Origin of the sequence: Paraburkholderia flagellata (genome assembly GCF_021390645.1) — a bacterium.
GTDB classification, from domain to species: domain Bacteria; phylum Pseudomonadota; class Gammaproteobacteria; order Burkholderiales; family Burkholderiaceae; genus Paraburkholderia; species Paraburkholderia flagellata.
In genome coordinates, this window is record NZ_JAJEJT010000002.1 from 340,052 (window position 1) to 360,444 (window position 20,393).

17 protein-coding genes are annotated in these 20,393 nt (G+C 58.9%); 14 read left to right on the forward strand and 3 right to left on the reverse strand.

Annotation, left to right across the window (positions count from 1 at the left end):
* The first annotated feature begins 810 nt into the window (after positions 1-810).
* Positions 811-2,415: an McrB family protein gene (locus L0U83_RS15940; protein ID WP_233884549.1), complete on the forward strand. Its 1,605-nt coding sequence runs from the start codon at positions 811-813 to the stop codon at positions 2,413-2,415.
* The gene (locus L0U83_RS15945; RefSeq protein ID WP_233884550.1) at positions 2,412-3,710 is read left to right on the forward strand and encodes an McrC family protein; all 1,299 of its coding nucleotides are present in this window, start codon (positions 2,412-2,414) and stop codon (positions 3,708-3,710) included. The genes L0U83_RS15940 and L0U83_RS15945 overlap by 4 nt, the downstream gene beginning before the upstream one ends.
* Positions 3,711-4,020: 310 nt before the next feature.
* Here the strand turns inward: L0U83_RS15945 and L0U83_RS15950 are convergent, their stop codons facing one another.
* Positions 4,021-4,383, reverse strand: coding sequence for a hypothetical protein (locus L0U83_RS15950; RefSeq protein ID WP_233884551.1), 363 nt, complete (start codon positions 4,381-4,383; stop codon positions 4,021-4,023).
* A 45-nt stretch (positions 4,384-4,428) separates the two neighbouring features.
* On the opposite strand from L0U83_RS15950, the gene L0U83_RS15955 reads away from it, so the two are divergent.
* The 5 genes from L0U83_RS15955 to L0U83_RS15975 all read left to right on the forward strand — a co-directional run bounded on the left by L0U83_RS15955 (position 4,429) and on the right by L0U83_RS15975 (position 13,294).
* On the forward strand, positions 4,429-5,037 hold the full coding sequence (locus tag L0U83_RS15955; protein WP_233884552.1) for a hypothetical protein: 609 nt from the start codon (positions 4,429-4,431) through the stop codon (positions 5,035-5,037).
* Between the two features lie 338 nt (positions 5,038-5,375).
* Positions 5,376-7,553 (forward strand): anti-phage ZorAB system protein ZorA, encoded by a 2,178-nt coding sequence (gene zorA / locus L0U83_RS15960; protein WP_233884553.1) that lies wholly within the window; start codon positions 5,376-5,378, stop codon positions 7,551-7,553.
* Between the two features lie 19 nt (positions 7,554-7,572).
* Complete coding sequence (locus L0U83_RS15965; RefSeq protein ID WP_233884554.1) at positions 7,573-8,331, forward strand: flagellar motor protein MotB; 759 nt, start codon at positions 7,573-7,575, stop codon at positions 8,329-8,331.
* 5 nt (positions 8,332-8,336) lie between these two features.
* Positions 8,337-9,998: an EH signature domain-containing protein gene (locus L0U83_RS15970; RefSeq protein ID WP_233884555.1), complete on the forward strand. Its 1,662-nt coding sequence runs from the start codon at positions 8,337-8,339 to the stop codon at positions 9,996-9,998.
* A gap of 11 nt (positions 9,999-10,009) precedes the next feature.
* Complete coding sequence (locus tag L0U83_RS15975) at positions 10,010-13,294, forward strand: DEAD/DEAH box helicase (protein ID WP_233884556.1); 3,285 nt, start codon at positions 10,010-10,012, stop codon at positions 13,292-13,294.
* A gap of 402 nt (positions 13,295-13,696) precedes the next feature.
* Here L0U83_RS15975 and L0U83_RS15980 read toward each other — a convergent pair whose 3' ends face one another.
* Positions 13,697-14,113, reverse strand: coding sequence for a hypothetical protein (locus L0U83_RS15980; protein WP_233884557.1), 417 nt, complete (start codon positions 14,111-14,113; stop codon positions 13,697-13,699).
* A 161-nt stretch (positions 14,114-14,274) separates the two neighbouring features.
* On the opposite strand from L0U83_RS15980, the gene L0U83_RS15985 reads away from it, so the two are divergent.
* Together L0U83_RS15985 and L0U83_RS15990 are read left to right on the forward strand one after the other, a co-directional pair.
* Positions 14,275-14,805, forward strand: coding sequence for a hypothetical protein (locus L0U83_RS15985; protein ID WP_233884558.1), 531 nt, complete (start codon positions 14,275-14,277; stop codon positions 14,803-14,805).
* Positions 14,806-15,238: 433 nt separating this feature from the next.
* Positions 15,239-15,427: a hypothetical protein gene (locus L0U83_RS15990; protein ID WP_233884560.1), complete on the forward strand. Its 189-nt coding sequence runs from the start codon at positions 15,239-15,241 to the stop codon at positions 15,425-15,427.
* A gap of 479 nt (positions 15,428-15,906) precedes the next feature.
* On the opposite strand, the gene L0U83_RS15995 is transcribed toward L0U83_RS15990, so the two are convergent.
* Positions 15,907-17,130, reverse strand: a complete 1,224-nt coding sequence (locus L0U83_RS15995) for a PDDEXK family nuclease (RefSeq protein ID WP_233884561.1) — start codon at positions 17,128-17,130, stop codon at positions 15,907-15,909.
* Positions 17,131-17,470: 340 nt separating this feature from the next.
* Between L0U83_RS15995 and L0U83_RS16000 the strand changes: the two genes are divergently transcribed.
* The 5 genes from L0U83_RS16000 to arsB are packed head-to-tail and all read left to right on the forward strand — an operon-like array spanning position 17,471 to position 20,391.
* A complete protein-coding gene (locus tag L0U83_RS16000) occupies positions 17,471-17,794 on the forward strand; it encodes an ArsR/SmtB family transcription factor (protein WP_233884562.1) in 324 nt (107 codons plus the stop codon).
* A 12-nt stretch (positions 17,795-17,806) separates the two neighbouring features.
* Entirely contained in the window at positions 17,807-18,286 is a 480-nt protein-coding gene (locus tag L0U83_RS16005; RefSeq protein ID WP_233884566.1) for an ArsI/CadI family heavy metal resistance metalloenzyme, read from the forward strand.
* A gap of 9 nt (positions 18,287-18,295) precedes the next feature.
* The gene (locus L0U83_RS16010) at positions 18,296-18,790 is read left to right on the forward strand and encodes an arsenate reductase ArsC (protein ID WP_233884568.1); all 495 of its coding nucleotides are present in this window, start codon (positions 18,296-18,298) and stop codon (positions 18,788-18,790) included.
* 13 nt (positions 18,791-18,803) lie between these two features.
* The gene (locus L0U83_RS16015; protein WP_233884569.1) at positions 18,804-19,298 is read left to right on the forward strand and encodes an arsenate reductase ArsC; all 495 of its coding nucleotides are present in this window, start codon (positions 18,804-18,806) and stop codon (positions 19,296-19,298) included.
* Positions 19,299-19,320: 22 nt separating this feature from the next.
* Positions 19,321-20,391: an ACR3 family arsenite efflux transporter gene (gene arsB / locus L0U83_RS16020; RefSeq protein WP_233884570.1), complete on the forward strand. Its 1,071-nt coding sequence runs from the start codon at positions 19,321-19,323 to the stop codon at positions 20,389-20,391.
* Positions 20,392-20,393 lie beyond the last annotated feature (2 nt).

The window sequence follows — 20,393 nt, forward strand, 5'->3', positions numbered from 1 at the left end:
AGATTGTGTTACTTGAGCCAAACGCAGGTCTACCAATACGACTTATGAGAATTGAGGGTGTTTGCAAACGGGAAAATCGCGACCTGCGGCCCTGAATACCTCCTGCGGTATCCGGCTGACCGCGCTGCAGGCCAGGCGGGCGCTGGCGTGGCAAACGACCGACGTTAGTCACGCCGTTGCGGCACCCCCTGGTTTTGCACTTGGAGCGGGTGGCCCGGACTTCCTTCGCCCCGCATGGCCGGCCGCTCGAACTTGTTGCCCTCGCACTGCCTGCCGCCTGCGCCCCGAAAGCCTCTCGCTGCCCGTCGCGGCGCTGATCGCCGACTGCTGGCTCGACATCAGCCGCGCCCAGATACTCGACCCTGCGCGCCAGGGCGCCGCTGCCGCCGGCGCAGGACACGAGACAGAGGGCGCTTTCTTGACTAGGGCGGTTAAGCAGTGACTGGATATAGCCGCCCCATGGCCACGGTTGACACACTGTGTGGACTTTCGGTTGGTCGGCGCGATTTAAACGGGCGCTGGCGACATCCTGGCACATACAAGTTGCTTGCAGCGCGCTATATAGTTGATATGTCAATTTTTCAATGATGCAAATCAACTTTGGCTTGTAGCCCCCTTGACTAACGCTCGCGTTCAAGGATCGCAGCAATCGCGATCGACGCCTTGAAATGGCGGACTGCGAATCAGCCTTCGAAGCCTGTCAGGAAAGGCTGACGAAACCGGCTCCCTGATCTGCAAAAGCGTGCCCAGAGATCGGACCCGATACATTGGCTAGTCCTGTACAAGTCGGCCTTGCCTCGCAATCTATATATGACCAATTCCAAACTATCAGACGGCGTTGCCAAATCCTGGGAAGATCCGGAGGTGCGCAGAAAACGCCTCGAACGCCATGCCGTTCTATGCAACGGGGAGCGGTTCCCTAGCTTTTCCGCAGCGATGAAGCACTTCAAGATCCCGGATCCCTCGAGCAAACATATCAAAATCCGCGGCCGGTTGACCAGCGGAAAGAGCCCTCAGGAGACGTGGATACACGAAGGCAGGGAATATGTTTTCAAACTGGCTGATCCCGCCGGCACGATCGAGCAGGATCTTGCAGAAGCAGAAAGACCCTCAGTCACCAGTGGCACGCTATCGGAAATGAATACTCCCCCGCTCAACCAAATCCTGTACGGCCCCCCTGGCACGGGCAAGACCTATCACACTATCGACAAGGCACTTGAGATTCTCGATCCGGAGTTCGCGGCCGGGAATCAGGAGCGTGAAGCGAGGAAGCGCCGCTTCGATGAGTGGGTCGATGCCGGGCATATCGCCTTTGTCACCTTCCACCAGAGTTTCAGCTATGAGGATTTCGTCGAGGGCTTGCGTGCCAAAGCCGACAACGAGCAGTTGAGTTACGCGGTCGAGTGCGGCGTGTTCAAGGCGCTGTGCGAGCGTGCTAAAAACGCTGCGGGGAAGGTTGACAATGCATCCGATTCTGCCGCGGCCGATCAACCCCGCTTCGTGCTGGTTATTGACGAGATCAATCGCGGCAACATTTCACGGATCTTCGGCGAGCTGATCACGTTGATTGAACCGTCAAAGCGTGCCGGCGCCGATGAGGAACTGCAGGTGGTGCTGCCCTACTCAAAGGACCGATTCAGCGTGCCGGTCAATATGCACATCATTGGCACGATGAATACGGCCGACCGTTCGCTGGCGGGACTGGACCTCGCGCTGCGTCGCCGCTTCACTTTTACCGAGATGCCGCCCAGGCCGGAGTTGCTGGACGACGTCGTGATTGAAAGCGATGAGGAGGAGGCGAGTATCAACGTCGGCCACCTGCTGCGCGTGATGAACCAGCGCATCGCTGTGCTGCTGGATCGCGACCACGCTATCGGCCACGCATACTTCATGAGTCTCAAAGTCGATCCTAGCCTGGATCGACTGGCAACTATCTTCCGAAACAGTATCCTGCCGCTACTGCAGGAGTATTTCTTCGAGGACTGGCAACACATTCGGTGGGTGCTGAACGACCATCGCAAAGCTCGCGACTTTCAACTTGTGCAGGAGTGCGCGGCCAATGTCGAAGAACTGTTCGGCGTGGATATTGGCGCGAGGCAGGATGCGATTGAATATCGGATCAATACTGATGCGCTGGAGAGCGCCGAGGCGTTCTGGGGAATCGGCCCCACCAAAACCGAGGCTGATGTCAGTCGCGTCAAGCGCGAAGTGGAATACTCGGGGCGGGTAATCAGGCAGCTGGAATCTGGTCGCATACAGGTCTGGAAAGACGGCCAGTTGATGAAGCCCGTGAAGCCTCACTTGCGGCAGTTCGCCAGCGAGCTGGGTGTGAGCCTCGAAAGTGATCGCGGCAATACGCGTAACACGTGGGCGTTAGGCGAGAAGGTCATCAACGCCATTGCGGGACAGCAATGAAGTCCATCGTCGTGCGCGAATATGCGTACCTGACGACCGCGCCACTGAGGCGCGAAACGCTGGACCGTGCGCAGGTGTCCGAGTCGGTTTTCGACTGGCTTTGCAGTCTTGAGGACGGACGTGCCAATGGAGGGCGGCTCACGAGCGTCGTTGGCCGCGACGAATTGCGCCTGGGAAGCTACGTCGGCGTACTGGAGTCACCGTGCGGGCAAGTGATCGAGATTCTGCCCAAGCATCACGACGGTGGTGATCCGGAGCCGGCGCGGGCGCTCCTGTGCCGGATGATCGCCGGTGCGCTGGACGTTCCCCGGCGCGAAGCCGACGAGGCCGGGCTAAGCCTGTTCAAGGCACCCGTGTCGGAATGGATAATGCGCCGGTTCCTGGTGGCGCTTGAACATCTGATCAAGCGTGGGCTGCGCTTTGACTATCTCAGGGTGGAGCAGGAGCAGCGCTACCTGCGCGGCCAACTCGACGTGGTACGGCAGTTACGCCAGCCTGTGCACAAACATCATGTGTTCCGGATCCGTCACGATGTGTTCCTGCCGGATCGGCCAGAAAATCGCCTCCTCAAAGCGGCGCTGACCGTGGTCGCCAAACTTACGCGGGATGCACAAAACTGGCGACTATCGCACGAGCTTGCCGGCTTGTTGCACGACCTGCCTGCCTCGCGCGATGTGGCGCAGGACTTCCGCCTGTGGCGAGACGACAGGTTGATGGCGCATTACCGAGCGGTCAAACCCTGGTGCGAACTGATCCTGTTGCAGCACTTGCCGCACGCGGTGCACGGCAATTGGCGCGGCATCAGCTTTCTGTTTCCGATGGAGCGGCTCTTTGAGGACTACGTAGCGCGCTGGATGCATCGCCACCTTTTGGCCGGGGCACGCCTCAGTACCCAAGTAAGGCGGTACTCGCTGTGCCGTCATCGGGGGCGGGAGGTGTTTCAGTTGCGCCCCGACCTACTTCTCGAGCAGGGTGAGCGACGTTGGGCGATGGATACCAAATGGAAGCGGCTCGACGCAACTGACCTGGATAACAAGTATGGATTGAGCCAGGGTGACTTCTACCAGATGTTTGCATATGGCCAACACTACCAGGGCGGGCAGGGAGACATGATGCTCGTCTTTCCGAAAGGCCAGGCCTTTCCTGCGCCTTTGCCGCCCTTCGAGATGCACCCTGGGCTGCGACTGTGGGTACTTCCATTCGATTTGGAGGCGGACATATTGCATCTGCCGAATAACTGGCCTGAGGATGCCTTGCCATTGAATAGAAGCGTGCGGAGAAATGAAGTGTCGTAGCGGGAATTCAATCTGACAGGTAGTCGATGCTGATGGGTCCATCGTTGGTACATGGATGCGGACACCCTGCCTCACTATGATCGTAGGTGTTTACGCCTGGTGGCATGAAAAATAAAAAACGTGTCGCGAAAAAAGAAAAGTCATTTTCGAGATCTTTCTATATTTCTACACTCGCAAGCGACAATAGGTTTTCTAATGAAGCGCGTGCAACAAAGCATTCTGCTGGCCTGGGAGTGGAACATTCATGGGTTGCAACCGTTAAGGCCAGTTGGACGACTGTCATTCGCGTGGAGAAAAACGAGTGTGCAAATTATTGAACAAAACGAAAGAATTGTTGTGTACTACGAATAAAACGGCATCCCAGATCTGTAGGGAAGCGGACGTTAGCTACCCATGGTTGATGGCGCTGAAAGGTGGTCATAACGGGACCAAATTTCCAGCGGTTGACAAGATCGAAAGGCTCTATGAATGCTTGTCTGGAAGAGAGCTCGAACTGTAAAGCCGTACTTAGGTAAGTTAAAAGATGTTGCACCTTCTGATTGCGCTTGTCTGTATCTACCTGGTGATCGGCCTGATCGGTCGTCGTGCGACCTTCTTGCTGCTGGGAGTGGGCGCTGTGGGCTTTATCGCAATCTTCATCTACGTCGTGGTCGTACACGGATAAAGGCAGCAAGGAGTGGCCTCCTATAAACAGGACAGGGCCAGAAGGTGTTTCAGAATGTTTGACGCAGACTTGTATATTGAATTGGACCGCGCGGCGGTCCACGCCTATAACGCGCGAATCGCGGGAACGAAGGCGGCAGAGAACAACTTGTTGCATGAGGAGATGGGGCCCCACCCGTATGATGGAGATATCAGGACCGCGAGAGTGATCCTGCTGCTTGCAAATCCCGGTTACGACAGTACCAGTACCTTGCGTGATCATTGGCATCGTGCCGAAGGGTGGCCAATGTCCTCGCTTCATAGCGGCGCTGCGCGGGGGATGCGCGATTGGGTCATCCCGAAGGTAAGCGGCCTGATCGATCGGTTTGGGGCGCAGCACGTTGCGAAACACGTGTGCATGGCGCAGATCCACCCATGGGCGTCCGCCAACTTCGATGAGGGCTTCGACTGCCCTTCCACGACACTAATCGCAACGCTCGTGAGGCAGGCGCACGAACGCGGGGCGATTGTCGTCGCGGGGCGGCGGTACGCCTATTGGGATAGCGTCTGCGGGACCACGCTCCCTCGTGCCTTCTTTCGAAATCCGACATTGAACTACGCCAATATCGAGTCGCGCACGCCTGGTATCTGGGCGGCAATCTGTCGAACGCTGGACGCGGCATGAGGCAGGCCGGTCCTGGCCCACGGCGAAGTCGAAGGCGGCACGTGGTTTTCGCTACCCAGTTGGGCGCGGGCGCGAAGAGAAGCATCGGGCGTGAGCCCGGTTCAAGGAATTACGCGAGCTGGCTGCTTCTGAAAAGAACCAGAGTCAGACCAGTCTGCGCGAAACGCCACTTTTTGAGTTTTGTTGAAGAAATAACATTAAAACCAAGCGCGAACGATAGATATTGTGCTTCGTTTGTCCAGATTTTTAAACTTTAAAATCAATCCGCGTGCATCAGATTCGGAATAATCTCTGCGCGCGAGGATTCAGTCCCCTCCACTAACGAGATTAAAAACCTCATGAGTTCCGCTTCTTTAAGTATCGCATTGTCGGCAGTGCACTGGGGCATCGGCGCGATTCTGCTGTGCGCTCTTTTTTTCTTCGTGCAGCAGTTCCTGGTGCCGAGCTGGCGCGTTGGTCGTGACCTGACTCGTGCATACCAAAAACTTGCGGCGCTTAAGGCGGACGGCACGGCCTTTTCGCCGGATCAGATTGACGATCAGGTATTCGCTAGCGACGCACTGCGACACTGCTGGGCAGAGTATCGCGATACGTTGCACGGTCAAAAGGAGTTGAACCCGTCAGGAATGCTGGAAGTCAAGCGATGGCGCGCAACGGCGACTGCGGATAGCTTCTTCACTGAAAAGGCGTTGATCGAAGCACCGCTTCGAACAGAGTTTTATAAACATCTTCCGGGCATTCTGACCGGCGTCGGTATTATAGGGACCTTCACCGGACTCATTATCGGTCTCCAGGGATTCAAGGTTTCGGAAGATCCGAATATCGTACGGAACAGTCTCGAATCGCTGATTTCCAGTGTTGCGGGCGCATTTGTTGTTTCGGGTATCGCCATTTTCGGAGCGATGCTGACCACCACGATTGAGAAGATTCTCATCAACCGCCGATACACACAGCTAGACACATTCTGCGGCCTGATCGACAGCCTGTTCGACTCGGGCGCTGGCGAAGAATACCTGCAACGTCTAGTCGAAGCGTCGGAAACGTCGGCGACCCAGGCGATGCAAATGAAGGAGTCGCTGGTCACCGACCTTAAACAGGTACTGAGTGAACTAACACAACAGCAGATCGCGACGATCACCTCGACGAGCGCGCAACTCGGCCAGTCGATTACGAACAGCCTTGCGGAGGGGTTGGCGGAGCCACTGGAACGCATCTCTCACGCTGTCCAGTCGGTCGGAAACAGTCAGGGAGAGGCGGTCAATCGATTATTGACTGACGTTCTGGCGAGCTTCAGCTCGCAGATGGAAAACATGTTCGGTTCGCAGCTGCGAGGCATGAACGACATGCTGGTCAAAACAGCGAGCACGATCGAGGGCGCATCACAGCGGTTTGAATCGCTAGCAGGACAGATTCAACAGGCGGGCGCGGGCGCCGCCGATGCGATGGCGAAGCGTATGGATGATGCGCTTCTGCAAATGCAATCCCGTCAGGCAGAAGCGAATGAACAGATGCGGGCGTTTGTCGACAGCCTCAAGGAGCATGTGGCAAGCGGTCAGGCCGAGTCGGCAGATCTCACCAGAAACATGATGCGCGAACTGAGCGAGAGCGCGTCCGCTTTAGTTAACGGGCTTCGCGATCAATCGCAGACGTCACAGTCTGAAATAGTTGCGCGTCAGGAGGAAACGAACGAGCAGATGCGAGTGTGGATCGAACAGGTACAGGCGAGCGCATTGAAGGGGCAAGGCGAGACGGCCCAAGTGTCCGCGCGCCTGATCGGCGAACTCGGCGACAAGGCGGAGGCGCTGATCGATTCTCTGTCGCAGCAAAGCGCCCTTGCGCACGAGGAACATGGCAAGCGCCAGGCCGTGCTCGCGGAACAGACAGCCGACCTGCTCGGCAAACAGTCCAGCCAGATTGATCGGCTTGCCGATTCCGTGCAACACACGGGCACCGCGATGCATGACGCGATCGCGCAGTTGCAGTCTGCAACGAACAGCAGCATCGAGCGCATGAACGGTGGCGCTGAGCGCCTGCATGGCGCGTCGATCCGGCTTGCCGAGAATCTCGAGGCGATGAAATCGGCAAGCGACGGCGTCGTTGGCGCAACGGAAAAGCTCTACGTTGCTGCGGGCCCGCTCAATTCCTCGCTCGCAGCCGTTCAGCAGACCTTGAGTGACCAGAAGATGGTGCGTGACTCGTTGGCGAGCATGGTCGGCAAGCTGGAGAGTGTTGTTGAAAATGCAAGCCGCGAGGCCGCGATGACGAAGGAACTCGTCAATGCGCTGGACACGGCGAGCACCAGATTGCGCAACGCGCAAGACGCAACCAACGCGTATCTCGACAATTTGACCAGCGACCTCGTCGAAGTACATCAGGAGTTCTCCGATCAGATCACCAAGACGCTGCGAGAGGGGAACAGTGCATTCCACACGGAGCTTTCGCAAGCTACAGGGCTGCTCAAGAGTGCGATCCAGGACCTGGGTGACGCGCTTGAGAATCTCCCGACAGCGGCATGAATGACGATTGGGGTTGAGGATGTTAGGGATTAGAGTCGCGACGTCCAAACGTGGGCGGGACGAGGGCGAGAAGCCATTCTGGATTTCATTTTCCGACCTGATGACGGCACTGATGGTGTTGTTCCTTGTCGCGCTGAGCGTCGCATTGCTCGCCGTGACGAAAACCGTTTCAGAGGCGGATCGCGAAGAGAAATTGCGTGCCGAGCAGATCCACGTGCTCATGGCGGAAGTCGAGCGAGTGGCGAATCAGTTCGAAGGCGTGCGCGTCATCGGTACGACTATTGATTTTGGGCCACGCGGCAGATTCGAGCGCGAAGGCCAGAATACGCTGTCATCGCCACAGCGCGAGCTGCTGAGGCAATTTACGCCGCGTCTGATTGAACAACTGCGTACGAGCGAAGCAGGAAAGATATGGTTCAAACGCGCTGTGGTCGAGGGTTACGCCAGTCAGAGTGGCAAGTACCTGTTCAATCTGAATCTCAGTCTGGAGCGAAGCGAACGGGTTTTGTGCGAACTGCTGCGGGACCCAGGTAATGGCGAACCGGCGTTGTCGCAAGCCGACCGGCAACTGGTGGCGACACACTTTTTTGTTGGCGGCGCATCCTTCAACTCGTTGCGCCCAACAGCCGAGGACAGCCGCCGAATTGAATTCAAGCTCGAGTTCAAGTCGCGGCAGGAGCGCAAGGACGAGGCTGCCCATCCCGCGGCCGAAACCGACGCGACCTTGCTTGATCAATCACTGGACGTGAAAGAGCGATGCCCGATCATAGACCGTTGAACTCGATGCGTCAGCAGTTGCGCCAGGCTCTGCTCGGCCATCTGCAAGCACACCGTGTCGAGTGGGGAAATCCACACGCGATGTCCGAAGCGCTGCGCAGGATCAGGCGCGAACTTGGCGGCGGGAAGATCGTCGATGTTTCTTCGGACCAGCTTAGAAGGGCTCTGAGCGCCTTCGCGGCGAGCGGGGTCTCCAGCTCGTTCACCGACCTGAAATATGTTTCGTTTGGCGTAACAGTGCCGTTTGACGAACGCGGCTCACGTGTGATCGACAAACGTGTGCTATTCGATGTTTTGCTACGGCTCGTGGAACAACGCGAAATCGAGCCCTCGCGGTTCCGCCGCTGCTATCAAGGGCTGCTGCACGGGTATTTCAGCTACGACCGGCGCTCGGGCAGCGCGGCACCCGGGCTCGACAACTGGGTCCATTTGCGAGCCTTCCTTCACGAGCGGCTGGCACCGACGCATAGCGCCGCTCAGCGTCGCGGATTCGTGCCGGACTGGCTCCAGACGCTGCATGTACACGCGAATCTGCTGACTGCCAACCCGTGCGTCCGTTACGCCAAAAGCCTCATCGATCGGCGGACGGACGAATTGAGGCAACTGTTCGATGGCCTTGGTATTCCATCGGATTCATGGGTCTGGGAAGAAGTTCTGATGGCGTACGTTGTTGCTGTCTGCGAAATGGACGAGGCTCCATTCAAACAGGCGTTGCGTGATGTGCTTCGGGTGGTGAACGGGGAAACCGATTTCAGGCTTCCGCATCTTCTTGCCGTTCGAGCCACGGCGACTGTCGTCAAGCGATACTCAAGCTGCGCGGACCGTGTCGAGGACGAACGATTGCGCGATACATGCGTTTCGCTGATCGGGAATCCGTGGATGGATCCCACTGCGTGGCAATCTCGCGTCAATCACGAGCCAGCTCGCACGATGGTCGAAGGCTGGCTCAAGCGCCGCCTTATTAAAGATTTCTTCGAATTGCTGGCAAAGGATGGCGCGGCGGACCTTCGGCGGCTCAACTATTGGCTCAAATGGGAACCGCAGATATCGGACATGTGGTTCGTACTCGGCGAGGACGCTCGCAGGAACCGGAGCACGCAGTTTCTCGAACTGCGCAAGCGGATGGCTGGACGTGATCGAATTTTAATAGACGGTGATAATGCAAACAATGCGTTCATCATGCGAATCGGGCCATTGCTGGTGATCGAATTCGGCGTCACAGGTAACGCTTGCTATGTTTTTGCAGCCTCGGATTTCCGTAAGTCGCTGGATGCCTCCCGGTTCACCATTTACGAACTCAAGCAAAGGGTGGATGAGACACGAATGTCGCACAACGGGAACTGGGGGCCGGGCTTCGACCAGAAGCTGGCTCAACTTCTTCGGGCAGTCCCGGCGTCGAAAGGAAAATTGCAGACAAATGAAGCGAGTCCGGCAGTGCCTCCGGTATTGCAAACCTCATGCGACAGCGTCACGAGTGCACCTAGTGACGAGTTGCGAATGATATCGCTCATGTGCATTCAAAAGGGTATCGAATGGGAGGACAACCGTGCGAAGAACGGTGCTCTCTGGGTGTTGCTTACGGATCGCGGCCGTTTTCCGGACCTCACGAGGCGTCTCGAAAATGCCGGGTTTGTGTTTAAACCTGGTCACGGATTCTCGCTCAAATAGAGGAAAAACAGATGTTTGGGAAGCTGATTCGGCGACCGTCTGATAACGCGTCTACAGTTACACGCGTGGAGCGCATTTCGATTACCGTTGACGGCATGCGCTACGCCGCGCCAACGCCAAACGCCCGGCAATGGCTCGCTTCGCCGTACGATTTTCCCGATTGCGCCGAGCTTGGTGCGCGACTTGCGCAGATCACACTCGATGGATTTGGGGCAGCAGTAGACGACGCAGTGATGTTGTCATGGCAGCACGTCTACGCAATGCTGAAGCACCCGGATTATGTATCTTTCAGATCGCCGCTCGGTATCCCGGCGGAGTCCGAGGCCCGTCCGAGATTGGCGACAACTGGCGCGCTGTCTGATCCGGGCTTTTCGATTCATATAGACGAATGGGTCGATACACAGGGCCGCGCATTGCGCCCGGCAGCGCGCCTCGTCGGTAAGACATTGCAAGTGGGCGTGTCGTGTTCGCTCCTGCCGGAACCGGTAAGCGAACTACTCGACGAGCTGGGGCGCTTTCACGCAACCCCTGCGGTCGATCGCACTCAGGCGTTCAAGCAACAGATATTCGGACGCGCGAGAAAGCTCGCGATCTCGAGCGGGTGCCTGGTATCCAACTATGTGTCGCGGACTGTCATCCTGACGCCTGAGCGCCTGAGAATGTCGCTGGATCGTAGGGGCGAGGGGGACGCTTCGGTACTCGAAGTAGCACCCGGGTTTGACGATGCACCGGCAGGCTGGCTTGCGCTATTTGACCGCTTGCCGCTACAGGAGACTTATGAGGTGCCTGACGGACCCGCGCTCGTGCGCGTCGTGCCGACACCCGAAGTCAGGGCAGTACTCGCCGAAATCAAGCGGATGCCCGGAAGGCGGGTGGCGGGAGCACGTGCGCAGGCCTTCGTACGCAATCCTTTTGCAGTGCTCGGAGATTGCGCCGAAGCTGTGCTCGATGCCGACCAGTTCGAGGCAGCACGTGACGACGCCGGTATCCGCTTCCAGTCGTTCATGCCGAACGTCGAACGCGGAAGCCGCAACGAAGTGGTGCGGGTCGCACTACTCGTTGAGTCGCTTGATGCCAGGAATGCCGAGTCCGCAACATGCTGGATCGCATCGTCTGAAGAACTGGAACGCTTCGTCGGCAAGCTGGATCGCGCGCTCGCGGACGGTTCACAGTGTGTGACATGGGGGCGGCACGAATTCGAGATCGTCGGGGATACGCAGGATCATCTGCTCGCGCTCGAAGGCTGGTTACGCGAGTGGAAGAATCCTGTGTTATGGACGGCCTCGGAGGTGCTCGACCTAAACCACTATTCGGAGCGCATTGAAGCGATCGGGGTCGAGAAACCCTTTGCGGTTCCCGTCATCGCGAGAAATGACGAAGGAGCCGGCTGGTTTGAGAGCAATGCTACCGTCGGTTTGCGTATCAACGATGCCGGCAACGGCGCATCGCATTACGTGCCACTGCAGTTTGATGAGATCCCTTCGTTACGGGAGTCCGTCGCCGCTGCCGAGGCGCAAGGCGTACATCAGGTTCAGTTGCCCGGGCTGAACCGACCCGTTCCGCTCGACGACGCGCGGCATGCGCTTCACGTTCTCGCGCAGGCAAGCGCGGAGCTGAAGCGCGGCGCGTTTCATCCCTCTGCGTCTGATTCAGTACCTGCGCCACAGCAGCGCCTCATCATCAAGCGCAACGTCGAGGACATCGACTATACAGAAAGCCGGGCGGGCGCACTGCAACTGCCGCCTGACCGCAAGCCCGTCATTCCGCATGGTCTTGCGGACGGTATCGAACTGAAACCGCATCAGGAGTTGGGCGTTGCCTGGCTTCAGCATCTCTGGGACGCGTCGCCGCATAGCTGCCGCGGAACGGTGCTGGCCGATGACATGGGGCTGGGCAAGACGCTCCAGTTGCTCACGTTTATGGTTTCGAGTTTCGAGGCCGATCCGTTGCTGCCTCCAGCGCTCGTGGTCGCCCCCGTCGCCTTGCTCGAAAACTGGCGCAACGAGTTGAACCGGTTTTTCAAGCCGGGAACACTGCCGTTGCTGCTGCTGTATGGCGCGACGCTCAGGTCGCTGCGTGTGAGCAACCATGAGATCGACGAAGACCTCGCGTCGCACGGTGTCACACGACTGTTGAAACGCAACTGGATTGGCGATGCGCGACTTGTCCTGACTACGTACGAAACCATGCGGGATGTGGAGTTCGCGCTTGCGCGCGAGCCGTGGTCGATCATGGTTTGCGACGAAGCCCAGAAGATCAAGAACCCCACCGCGCTTGTCACTCGCTCGGCGAAGAAGCAAAAGGTACGCTTTCGGATCGCATGCACTGGAACGCCCGTCGAGAATACGCTCGCCGATCTGTGGTGTTTGTTCGACTTCGTTCAGCCAGGGATGCTGGGTGCGCTCAATCAATTTTCGCGCAATTACCGTCGCCCGATCGAAGCGAAGACCGATGAGCAAAGGGCGAAAGTCGACGAGCTGCGCGCCGTGATCCAGCCGCAGATACTCCATCGCAAGAAGAATGACGTCGCGAAGGAGCTGCCCGTTCCAGTGGAAGACGTCGAGTGCAAAACACTGCCGATGTCGCCCTATCAGCAGCGTCACTATCAGGGCGCGCTGGCGAAATTGAGAGAAGAGCGAGAGACTAACCCGTCCGCGCAATTGCAGGCGCTTCTGTCAATCCGCAAGATCTGCACTGACCCTCACGGCTTTGCCGAACCCGATACGCGCGAAGTCCCGATCAAACGACTGCTCGATGAGTCACCCAAGATGGGGTGGCTGGCCAGGACGCTGAAGTCCTTGGCGGACGACGACGCAGGTGATCATAAGGTGATCGTGTTTTGCGAGTTCCGCGAATTGCAGCTGGCATTGCAGCGTGTCATTGCGGCGCTTTTCGGATTTGCGCCTGCCATCGTAAACGGCGATACGTCTGCCGATCCGCGTCTGACGGGTAACAGGCAGGAATTGATCGACGCGTTCCAGGTACGTGTGGGGTTCAACGTGATCATCCTGTCGCCCCTGGCGGTGGGTTTTGGCGTCAATATTCAGGCGGCCAATCACGTTATCCATTTCACGCGAACGTGGAATCCGGCAAAGGAAGATCAGGCAACCGCGCGGGCTTATCGCATCGGACAGAAGCGCACCGTCACTATCTACTACCCTGGCGTGGTGAGTGATGCGTTTCCGAGTTTCGATGTGCGACTGGATGAACTGTTGGCCCGCAAACGCTCGCTTGCATCGGACATGTTGAACGGATGCAGTGAACTGACCGCAGGGGATTTCGCAGATTTCGGCTGACGGTGGTTGCTTGTCGGCTATAGGCGCGTGTCGTCGAATCTTTCGCGACCGGTCGACGAACCCGGCACATGGACCTTGCCGTCAGCCCGGTTGTTCACGGAACTTCCCGCGTCGTCTTCCCGGGCCGACCCCGCCAGTTCTTCTGCATCCGGATGCAGAAGCGAAAAGGCCCGGCAGCGTGGCGGGCCCGTGCGACCGGGACGCCGAAATGGCGCGTCCTGGCGTCAGTCAGTGCGCCGGCGCAAACGCGCGCAGATGCCCCAAATCGCCACGGCGGCGATCACGATTGTGGCCGTGAGAATAAGCATGTTTGGCGCCGGCACCACCATGCCGCGTCTCACCAAAGATGCGACATTTAGACCGCTGCGCTCTACTACCGCACGTTTCCATAACTGATTCGCCCTACCATTTCAACGGGAATTGGTTGGAAGTTTGATGGAGGGCAAAATGAAGGGTGAATGGGAGAAATGGCGAATTGACGGAATGGCGTGGGTGGCGCTCGGGGTCGTGTGGAGGCTGGTCAAACGACTGGCCTTGCGGATAGTGCCAGGTAGGGCAGTGGCGGCGGATATGACGGATCCGTTCGATGCGCCGGACGCTCACTACGCGAAAGCGCCCGGCCCACGTGACTACGCCGTGATCGACCGGAAAATCGGCGACGAGGACGATGACGACGAGACACGCTGGACGGGTGACGTGCACGACCTCCACGGTGCAATCCTGCGATTGCGCGACAAGATCGTGGCGCGGGACGGCAAAGACCCGCGCATGCAATGTGAAGGACGCTTCGCAGCGCGAACACCTGGTGGGCGAGGTCATCACCGCCACCGACAGCGTCTACAAGACCGTCTTGCGCAAGGTGACTTGAGCGGCAGGGTCTCTGCGAGACTATCGCCCCCTGCCCCTGGCCGCTATTGCCCTCCGCCAACCCCTTGCGCATAATCGACTGTCAAGTCGCCAATATGCAGGGAAATAGTGGGATGACCGACATACTGACCAACGGCAAACTCCGGCGATCTCTCCACAACCTCTACGTTGCAAGTTTCAAAGAGATTAAGACGGGCCTCTATCCGCAGAGCTATGCCACTCGCCTGCTAACCACAATGATGGCCGGGCAACCTTGGAGTTGGCAGGTGATCGGCATTACGCCAAGAGCCCTCGAAGTCTTCGCGGCAAACGGCTTTAAGACCGGAAGCCAGAGAATTCACCGAGGACATCGGCAGAGCCGGGCGGATACTGCAAAGGCAGTCTTCGGCAGAGATAAGCCAATGGAGCTGGAAGAGTTCTTTGAGTACTTCCTTCGGAACGATGAGACGGTGCTAATGACGCCCGAAGAGAACAAAGCCAACGCGACCGGGCTACCGGACTACATTCCTATCGACCGGGCGCTGGGGCTTTTCGTCTGCGGAGATTTGGTAGGGTGGAAGCACACTAAGAAGGAGCGCGCTTTTCTGGAAGCCCTTCACTCGGAAAGGCAGGCACAAATCGGCACGGGAAAAGAGCCACTATAAAAGCGCGGCGATGGAGACGGCAAACTATATCGGGCAAATCGCAAGCGGGAGACCGCGGAGGTCGTGCGCAGAGAACTTTGTGAAACAAGTTAAACTCGCGCTCGAAGGAAAGATTCCGTTCAAGCCATTATCGTTTTTGACGCCCGAGGAGTTGCTGGGCTGGCTGTCTCGATTCCCTGGCCACGCTACCCAAGGCAGTGGACCGGGTGATGTCTCGATTATTCATGACTGGGAGCGCCGCTGCGAGCTATATAAGAAGGCCCCGCGTGTATGTGTGGACAATAGACGAGCACCTCTCTGCCTACAACCGCGCCCCGATGTTCTGGCCACTATTTAGGAGAATGCAGTGACACAACATTGGTCCCAAAACCCATACTGGACCGACGCACTCGAGCGCTACCAGGCAGGGAAGGAGAGGGGCACGAAAGCGCTAGTGATCAACATTGATGCCATCGAAGCCGTACTTTTCGACGGCGATGGTCCGGCGTACCGCGCTCTGGATGCCATGAACTCCGTACAGGAGCACGAGGGCTACGAAGGCTTCCGCGGGGCCCCGCGGGTTGTCTTGGCACTGCTTCAGATTCTGAGCGAGCAGGCGCCGGAGCCCAGCCCGGAGAAATAAGCAAAGCGCTCCGCAGGGGTCGCGATCACGGTGAAGCCCCCGCGAAAGAAACGGGAGCTCCCCCCGGAGCATGAAGGAACCTACGCCTGCGCGCAAAGCGAAGCGCGCGCAACCGAGCTCTACACCGAACGGTCAGCGGATCTCCGCCCTTTCGGATCGGGCGCTCGCCCTTCACAGCACCACCCTAAGGGGTAGCGACTGCATCGGCCTTCTTCAGGCTCTGTAGCGGGGGCCATCCTTCCTGCCGTTGACAATCGCGCGTTGCTTGCGACCGGCCGCTCTTGGCCGACCAGAGCCCGACGGCCGAGCGCGACGCTCGTTACGGTCTACGCGCGATGCGAAAGGCATAAGTCGTTAAGGTTGTTCGACGCCGGCCGACACGCGCGGAGGCATGCACATTCGTGCCGCCAATGGCAGGCATCGAATAAACCTTAATGACCGCGGACATCAAGTTGCCGATCCACCAAGGAGGCGGGGCTCTAGCGACCCGTACCGCCCAGGCGGAGCCGAAGTGCATTCACCAGGGCGTTGCAGGTGCGCAGCAGCCATGCGAGCTGCTCGGCATCTCGCGCAGCCCCATCTTCTTGCGCTTCGAACTGAACGCCGAGGAGTCCCGCTACCCGCTCCGCATCCTGTCCTTCGTTGATTTTGAATCGAATTGGCTGTCCGACTTCCTGTTCTAGCGCTGCCTGGTCCTCAATGAGCGCTTGCAACGCTTCCCGCCCGTCCGCGCCCAGGAACTTGACGAAGAGGCCCGCCTTCAACGGCTGCTCCCGGTAGGCGACGAGCCCTTGCACGGGGCCCGGTAGGTCTAGGCGGACGAAGTTGTTCCCGCCGTGTCGGGGCGGCGCCTGGTCCGGGTGGTCGAACTTCACCTGCTCAATGAATTTGTCCCAGAACGCGCGATTTTGGAGCTTTGACGCGCTAACCGCCTTCGGTTGAACCGTGGACTCCTGCGCTGGCGCCACTTCATCAAGCGGAGTTGTGCGCTCAAGCGGCACGCCGTCGGGGCGCACGAGCACCTCGCGTTGCACGACTTCGGTGTGCAACGGCACGGACGGCACGAGAAGCGTGCGCCCAGCCGTATCGCGATACGTGCGGATTTCGACGAGCGCGAGTTGAGACAGCACACCGCCCTGCGCGGCGAGCAACCGGCGCAACGACTGCAAGTCGCTACGAATGCCGTCGCCTGCGATGGCGCAAAGGAAGTCACCGCGCTCGAGCGACCAGTTGACAGAGTCGACGAAAGCTCCCTCGTTCAGTTCGGGATGCACGGCCTTAACCGCGGCGAATATGGGGTTTTCGCCAGTCAGGCCACGAGCCTTCTTGAGACGCGCTTCAAGGTCGGAATACGTCCACTCGGAAAGCAATGATGCATATTCGAACAACTGCGCAATGACCTCGCGGCGAGCTTCGGGGTTGCGCCACAACTTGCATTCGACGAGCACGAGTCGGCCAGTCGCCGAAACGCCCAGGATGTCCAGGAAGACGCTCGAGGAGCCATAACGCAGTGGAAGCTCGCGGCAGAGCGGCACGAAGCTCTCGCCGTAGCCGAACATCTCGGTCATGGGCAGCAGCGCAGGTAGCTCAAAAATCCGCTCTTGCAGCCAGCGTTCGTTGTGACCGTTTCCGGCGGTCAGCGCGATTGGCTGAAAGGCTGCAGGCGAGTCGGATGTCTGCTCGTGGTAGAGGTAAGTGGTCATGCGCGGGTCTCGTGGTTCTAAGCCGCCCTGCGTCCCAGTATGCGCGGGCGGATGTTGTAGACGCCGCCGATTGTACGGCCCCGCAGTGACGCCTTGTGTCGCATCGTGCCGCTGCCCGAATTCGAGTTGGTATGTGTATTTGGTCGGCACGCTGTAGCGCTTGCGCTGAACGTGAACGAGGCTGGTTGCTCTTCGGACCCAAAACGGACAACCACGCGAAGACCGCCCAGCAGCCGCTTTGAACAGAAGCGGTCGTTCAACGTTAGAACGAGGATCTCCAGATCCTGGAGCAAACCCAGATTCCCTTGCCTTCGTTCAATGTTTCGAATATATTGGAATTATGGAAGAAAAAGACATCATTCGCGCCCTGGCGGCGCTCGCCCACGACCTTCGTTTGCGCGTGTTCCGCATGCTGGTCGTGGCCGGCCCGGACGGCCTGACACCTGGCACCATCGCGGCGCAGCTTGACGTGCCCAACGCGACACTCTCCTTTCACCTGAAGGAGTTGATGCACGCTGGACTGGTCACGCAGGAGCGCGACGGGCGCAGCCTGATCTATCGGGCGGCCTACGAACAGATGAACGCAGTCCTCGGTTTCCTGACCGAGAACTGCTGCCAGGGACAGGCCTGCCTGGTGCCCGGCGCAGATTCGTGCCAATGCTGACGGAGAAGAGCCATGAAGCGGTTTCACGTCCACGTCCACGTTGACGACATCGCGGCCAGTGTCGCGTTCTATTCGAAGTTGTTCGGCGCAGAGCCTGCGCGCATCGAGACGGATTACGCGAAGTGGATGCTGGAAGATCCGCGCGTGAACTTTGCGATCTCGACGCGCGGCTCGCAGCCTGGTGTCGATCATCTGGGTTTTCAGGTGGACGACGCAGCCGAGTTGGCCAAACTCGCGCAGCGTGCACAGGAAGCGGACATGACGCTGCTCGACCAGGGCGAAACGACCTGCTGCTACTCGCGTAGTGACAAGCACTGGATCGTTGATCCGCAGGGAGTCGCCTGGGAGCACTTTCACACGCTCGATCGCGCACCGGTGTATGGCGAAAGCCGTCAGACGAGCGATTCGCAGTCCGAATCATCAGCCTGCTGTGCACCCCGTGGCAAACCTGTGGGCATCCCCGTCAAACCGACCGGTCCGGCCTGTTGCTGAGAGACCTTCATGACCGACAAGACCTATAACGTCCTGTTCATCTGCACGGGCAATTCCGTCCGCTCGATCCTGGCCGAAGGCCTGATGAACCACTACGGGGCCGACCGCTTCAAGGCCCATTCCGCAGGTAGCCATCCTACGGGGCAGGTCAATCCGCTCGCACTACAGGCGCTCCAGAAGTTCGGCATCGAAGCAGATGGGTTCCGAAGCAAGAACTGGGATGAATTCTCTCGTGATGTCTCGCCCAAGCTGGATTTCGTGTTCACGGTCTGCGACAAGGCAGCGGGCGAGGTGTGTCCGATCTGGCCGGGGCAGCCGGTAACGGCTCACTGGGGTGTCGCCGATCCTGCTGCGGTCGAAGGTTCTGATGAGCAAAAGCAGCAGGCGATCCGGGATGCTGCCGTTACGCTCAAACGCCGTATCGAACTGTTTCTCTCGCTGCCTCTCGCCAAGCTCGATGCCGTGGCCCTGAACACGGCCGTCAGCGACATCGGCAAGCAATAAGGTGACCACTGCCATGACCACGAACGTACTCATTCTGTGCACGCACAATTCCGCGCGAAGCGTCCTATCCGAAGGCATGCTGAACCGCTGGGCACAAAGGCTCGGCAAGGACGTACGCGCATACAGCGCCGGCAGCGCGCCGAGCGGCCGCATCAATCCGTTCGCGCTCGAAACGTTGACGAACGCGGGCGTCGAGACCGAGAGTTATCGCAGCAAGAGCTGGGAAGAATTTTCGCAGGACGGCGCACCGCAGATGCGGATCGTCATCACTGTGTGTGACAGCGCGGCTGCCGAACAGTGTCCGTTCTGGCCCGGTAGCCCCGTCAAGGTTCACTGGGGCTACGCCGATCCGTCGAACGCGCAAGGCGGTGACGAAGGCAAGCGGCAGGCATTCGAACTCACCCGGCAGGCGATCGGTTACCGGATGCTGCAGTTGCTTCTGCTGCCCCTGGACCGTCTGGACAATGCCGAGCTTCAGCAGGCGCTCGACGGCATTCTGAAAAGCTGACTCTCTCTCCATCGAATTCCCCATGCACACCCCCAACATCGCCGCTGCGCGCAAAAGCGCTTCGAAGCCGGCCATCAGCTTCTTCGAGCGTTACCTGACCGTCTGGGTTGCCCTTTGCATCGTCGCTGGCATCCTGCTTGGCCAGGTGCTGCCTGGTGTCTTTCAGGCCATTGGCCGCATGGAATACGCCCAGGTCAATCTGCCGGTCGGCCTGCTGATCTGGGTGATGATCATTCCGATGCTGGTCAAGGTCGACTTCGGCTCGCTGCATGAAGTGCGTCAGCACATCAAGGGTATTGGCGTCACGCTCGTCGTCAACTGGCTCGTCAAGCCGTTCACGATGGCGTTCCTCGCATGGCTTTTCATCAAGCATCTGTTTGCGCCGATGCTGCCCGCCGCGCAGCTCGACAGCTATGTGGCCGGGCTGATCCTGCTGGCCGCTGCACCCTGCACGGCGATGGTGTTTGTCTGGAGCCGGCTGACCGGCGGTGATCCGCTCTTTACGCTCTCACAGGTCGCGCTCAACGACAGCATCTTGGTGGTCGCGTTCGCGCCGCTCGTCGGCCTCCTGCTCGGTATTTCGGCCATCACGGTGCCGTGGGCGACGCTGCTCACGTCGGTCGTGCTCTATATCGTGATTCCGGTGATCCTCGCGCAGATCCTGCGCAAGGTACTGCTGTCACGTGGCGAGGCCGCGTTCGAAGCAGCGATGGCGAAGATCGGCCCGTGGTCGATCACGGCGTTGCTCGCGACTCTGGTGCTGCTGTTCGCCTTCCAGGGCGAGGCCATCCTGAAGCAGCCGCTCGTGATCGTGCTGCTTGCCGTGCCGATCCTGATCCAGGTGTTCTTCAATTCGGCGCTGGCGTACTGGCTCAATCGCGCGGTCGGCGAGAAGCACAACATCGCTTGCCCGTCTGCACTGATCGGCGCGTCGAACTTCTTCGAGCTGGCCGTCGCCACCGCAATTGGCCTGTTCGGATTCAACTCGGGTGCAGCGCTCGCCACGGTCGTAGGTGTGCTGATCGAAGTCCCGGTCATGCTGCTCGTGGTGCGCATCGTTAACCGGTCGAAGAACTGGTACGAGTGCGCCTGAAC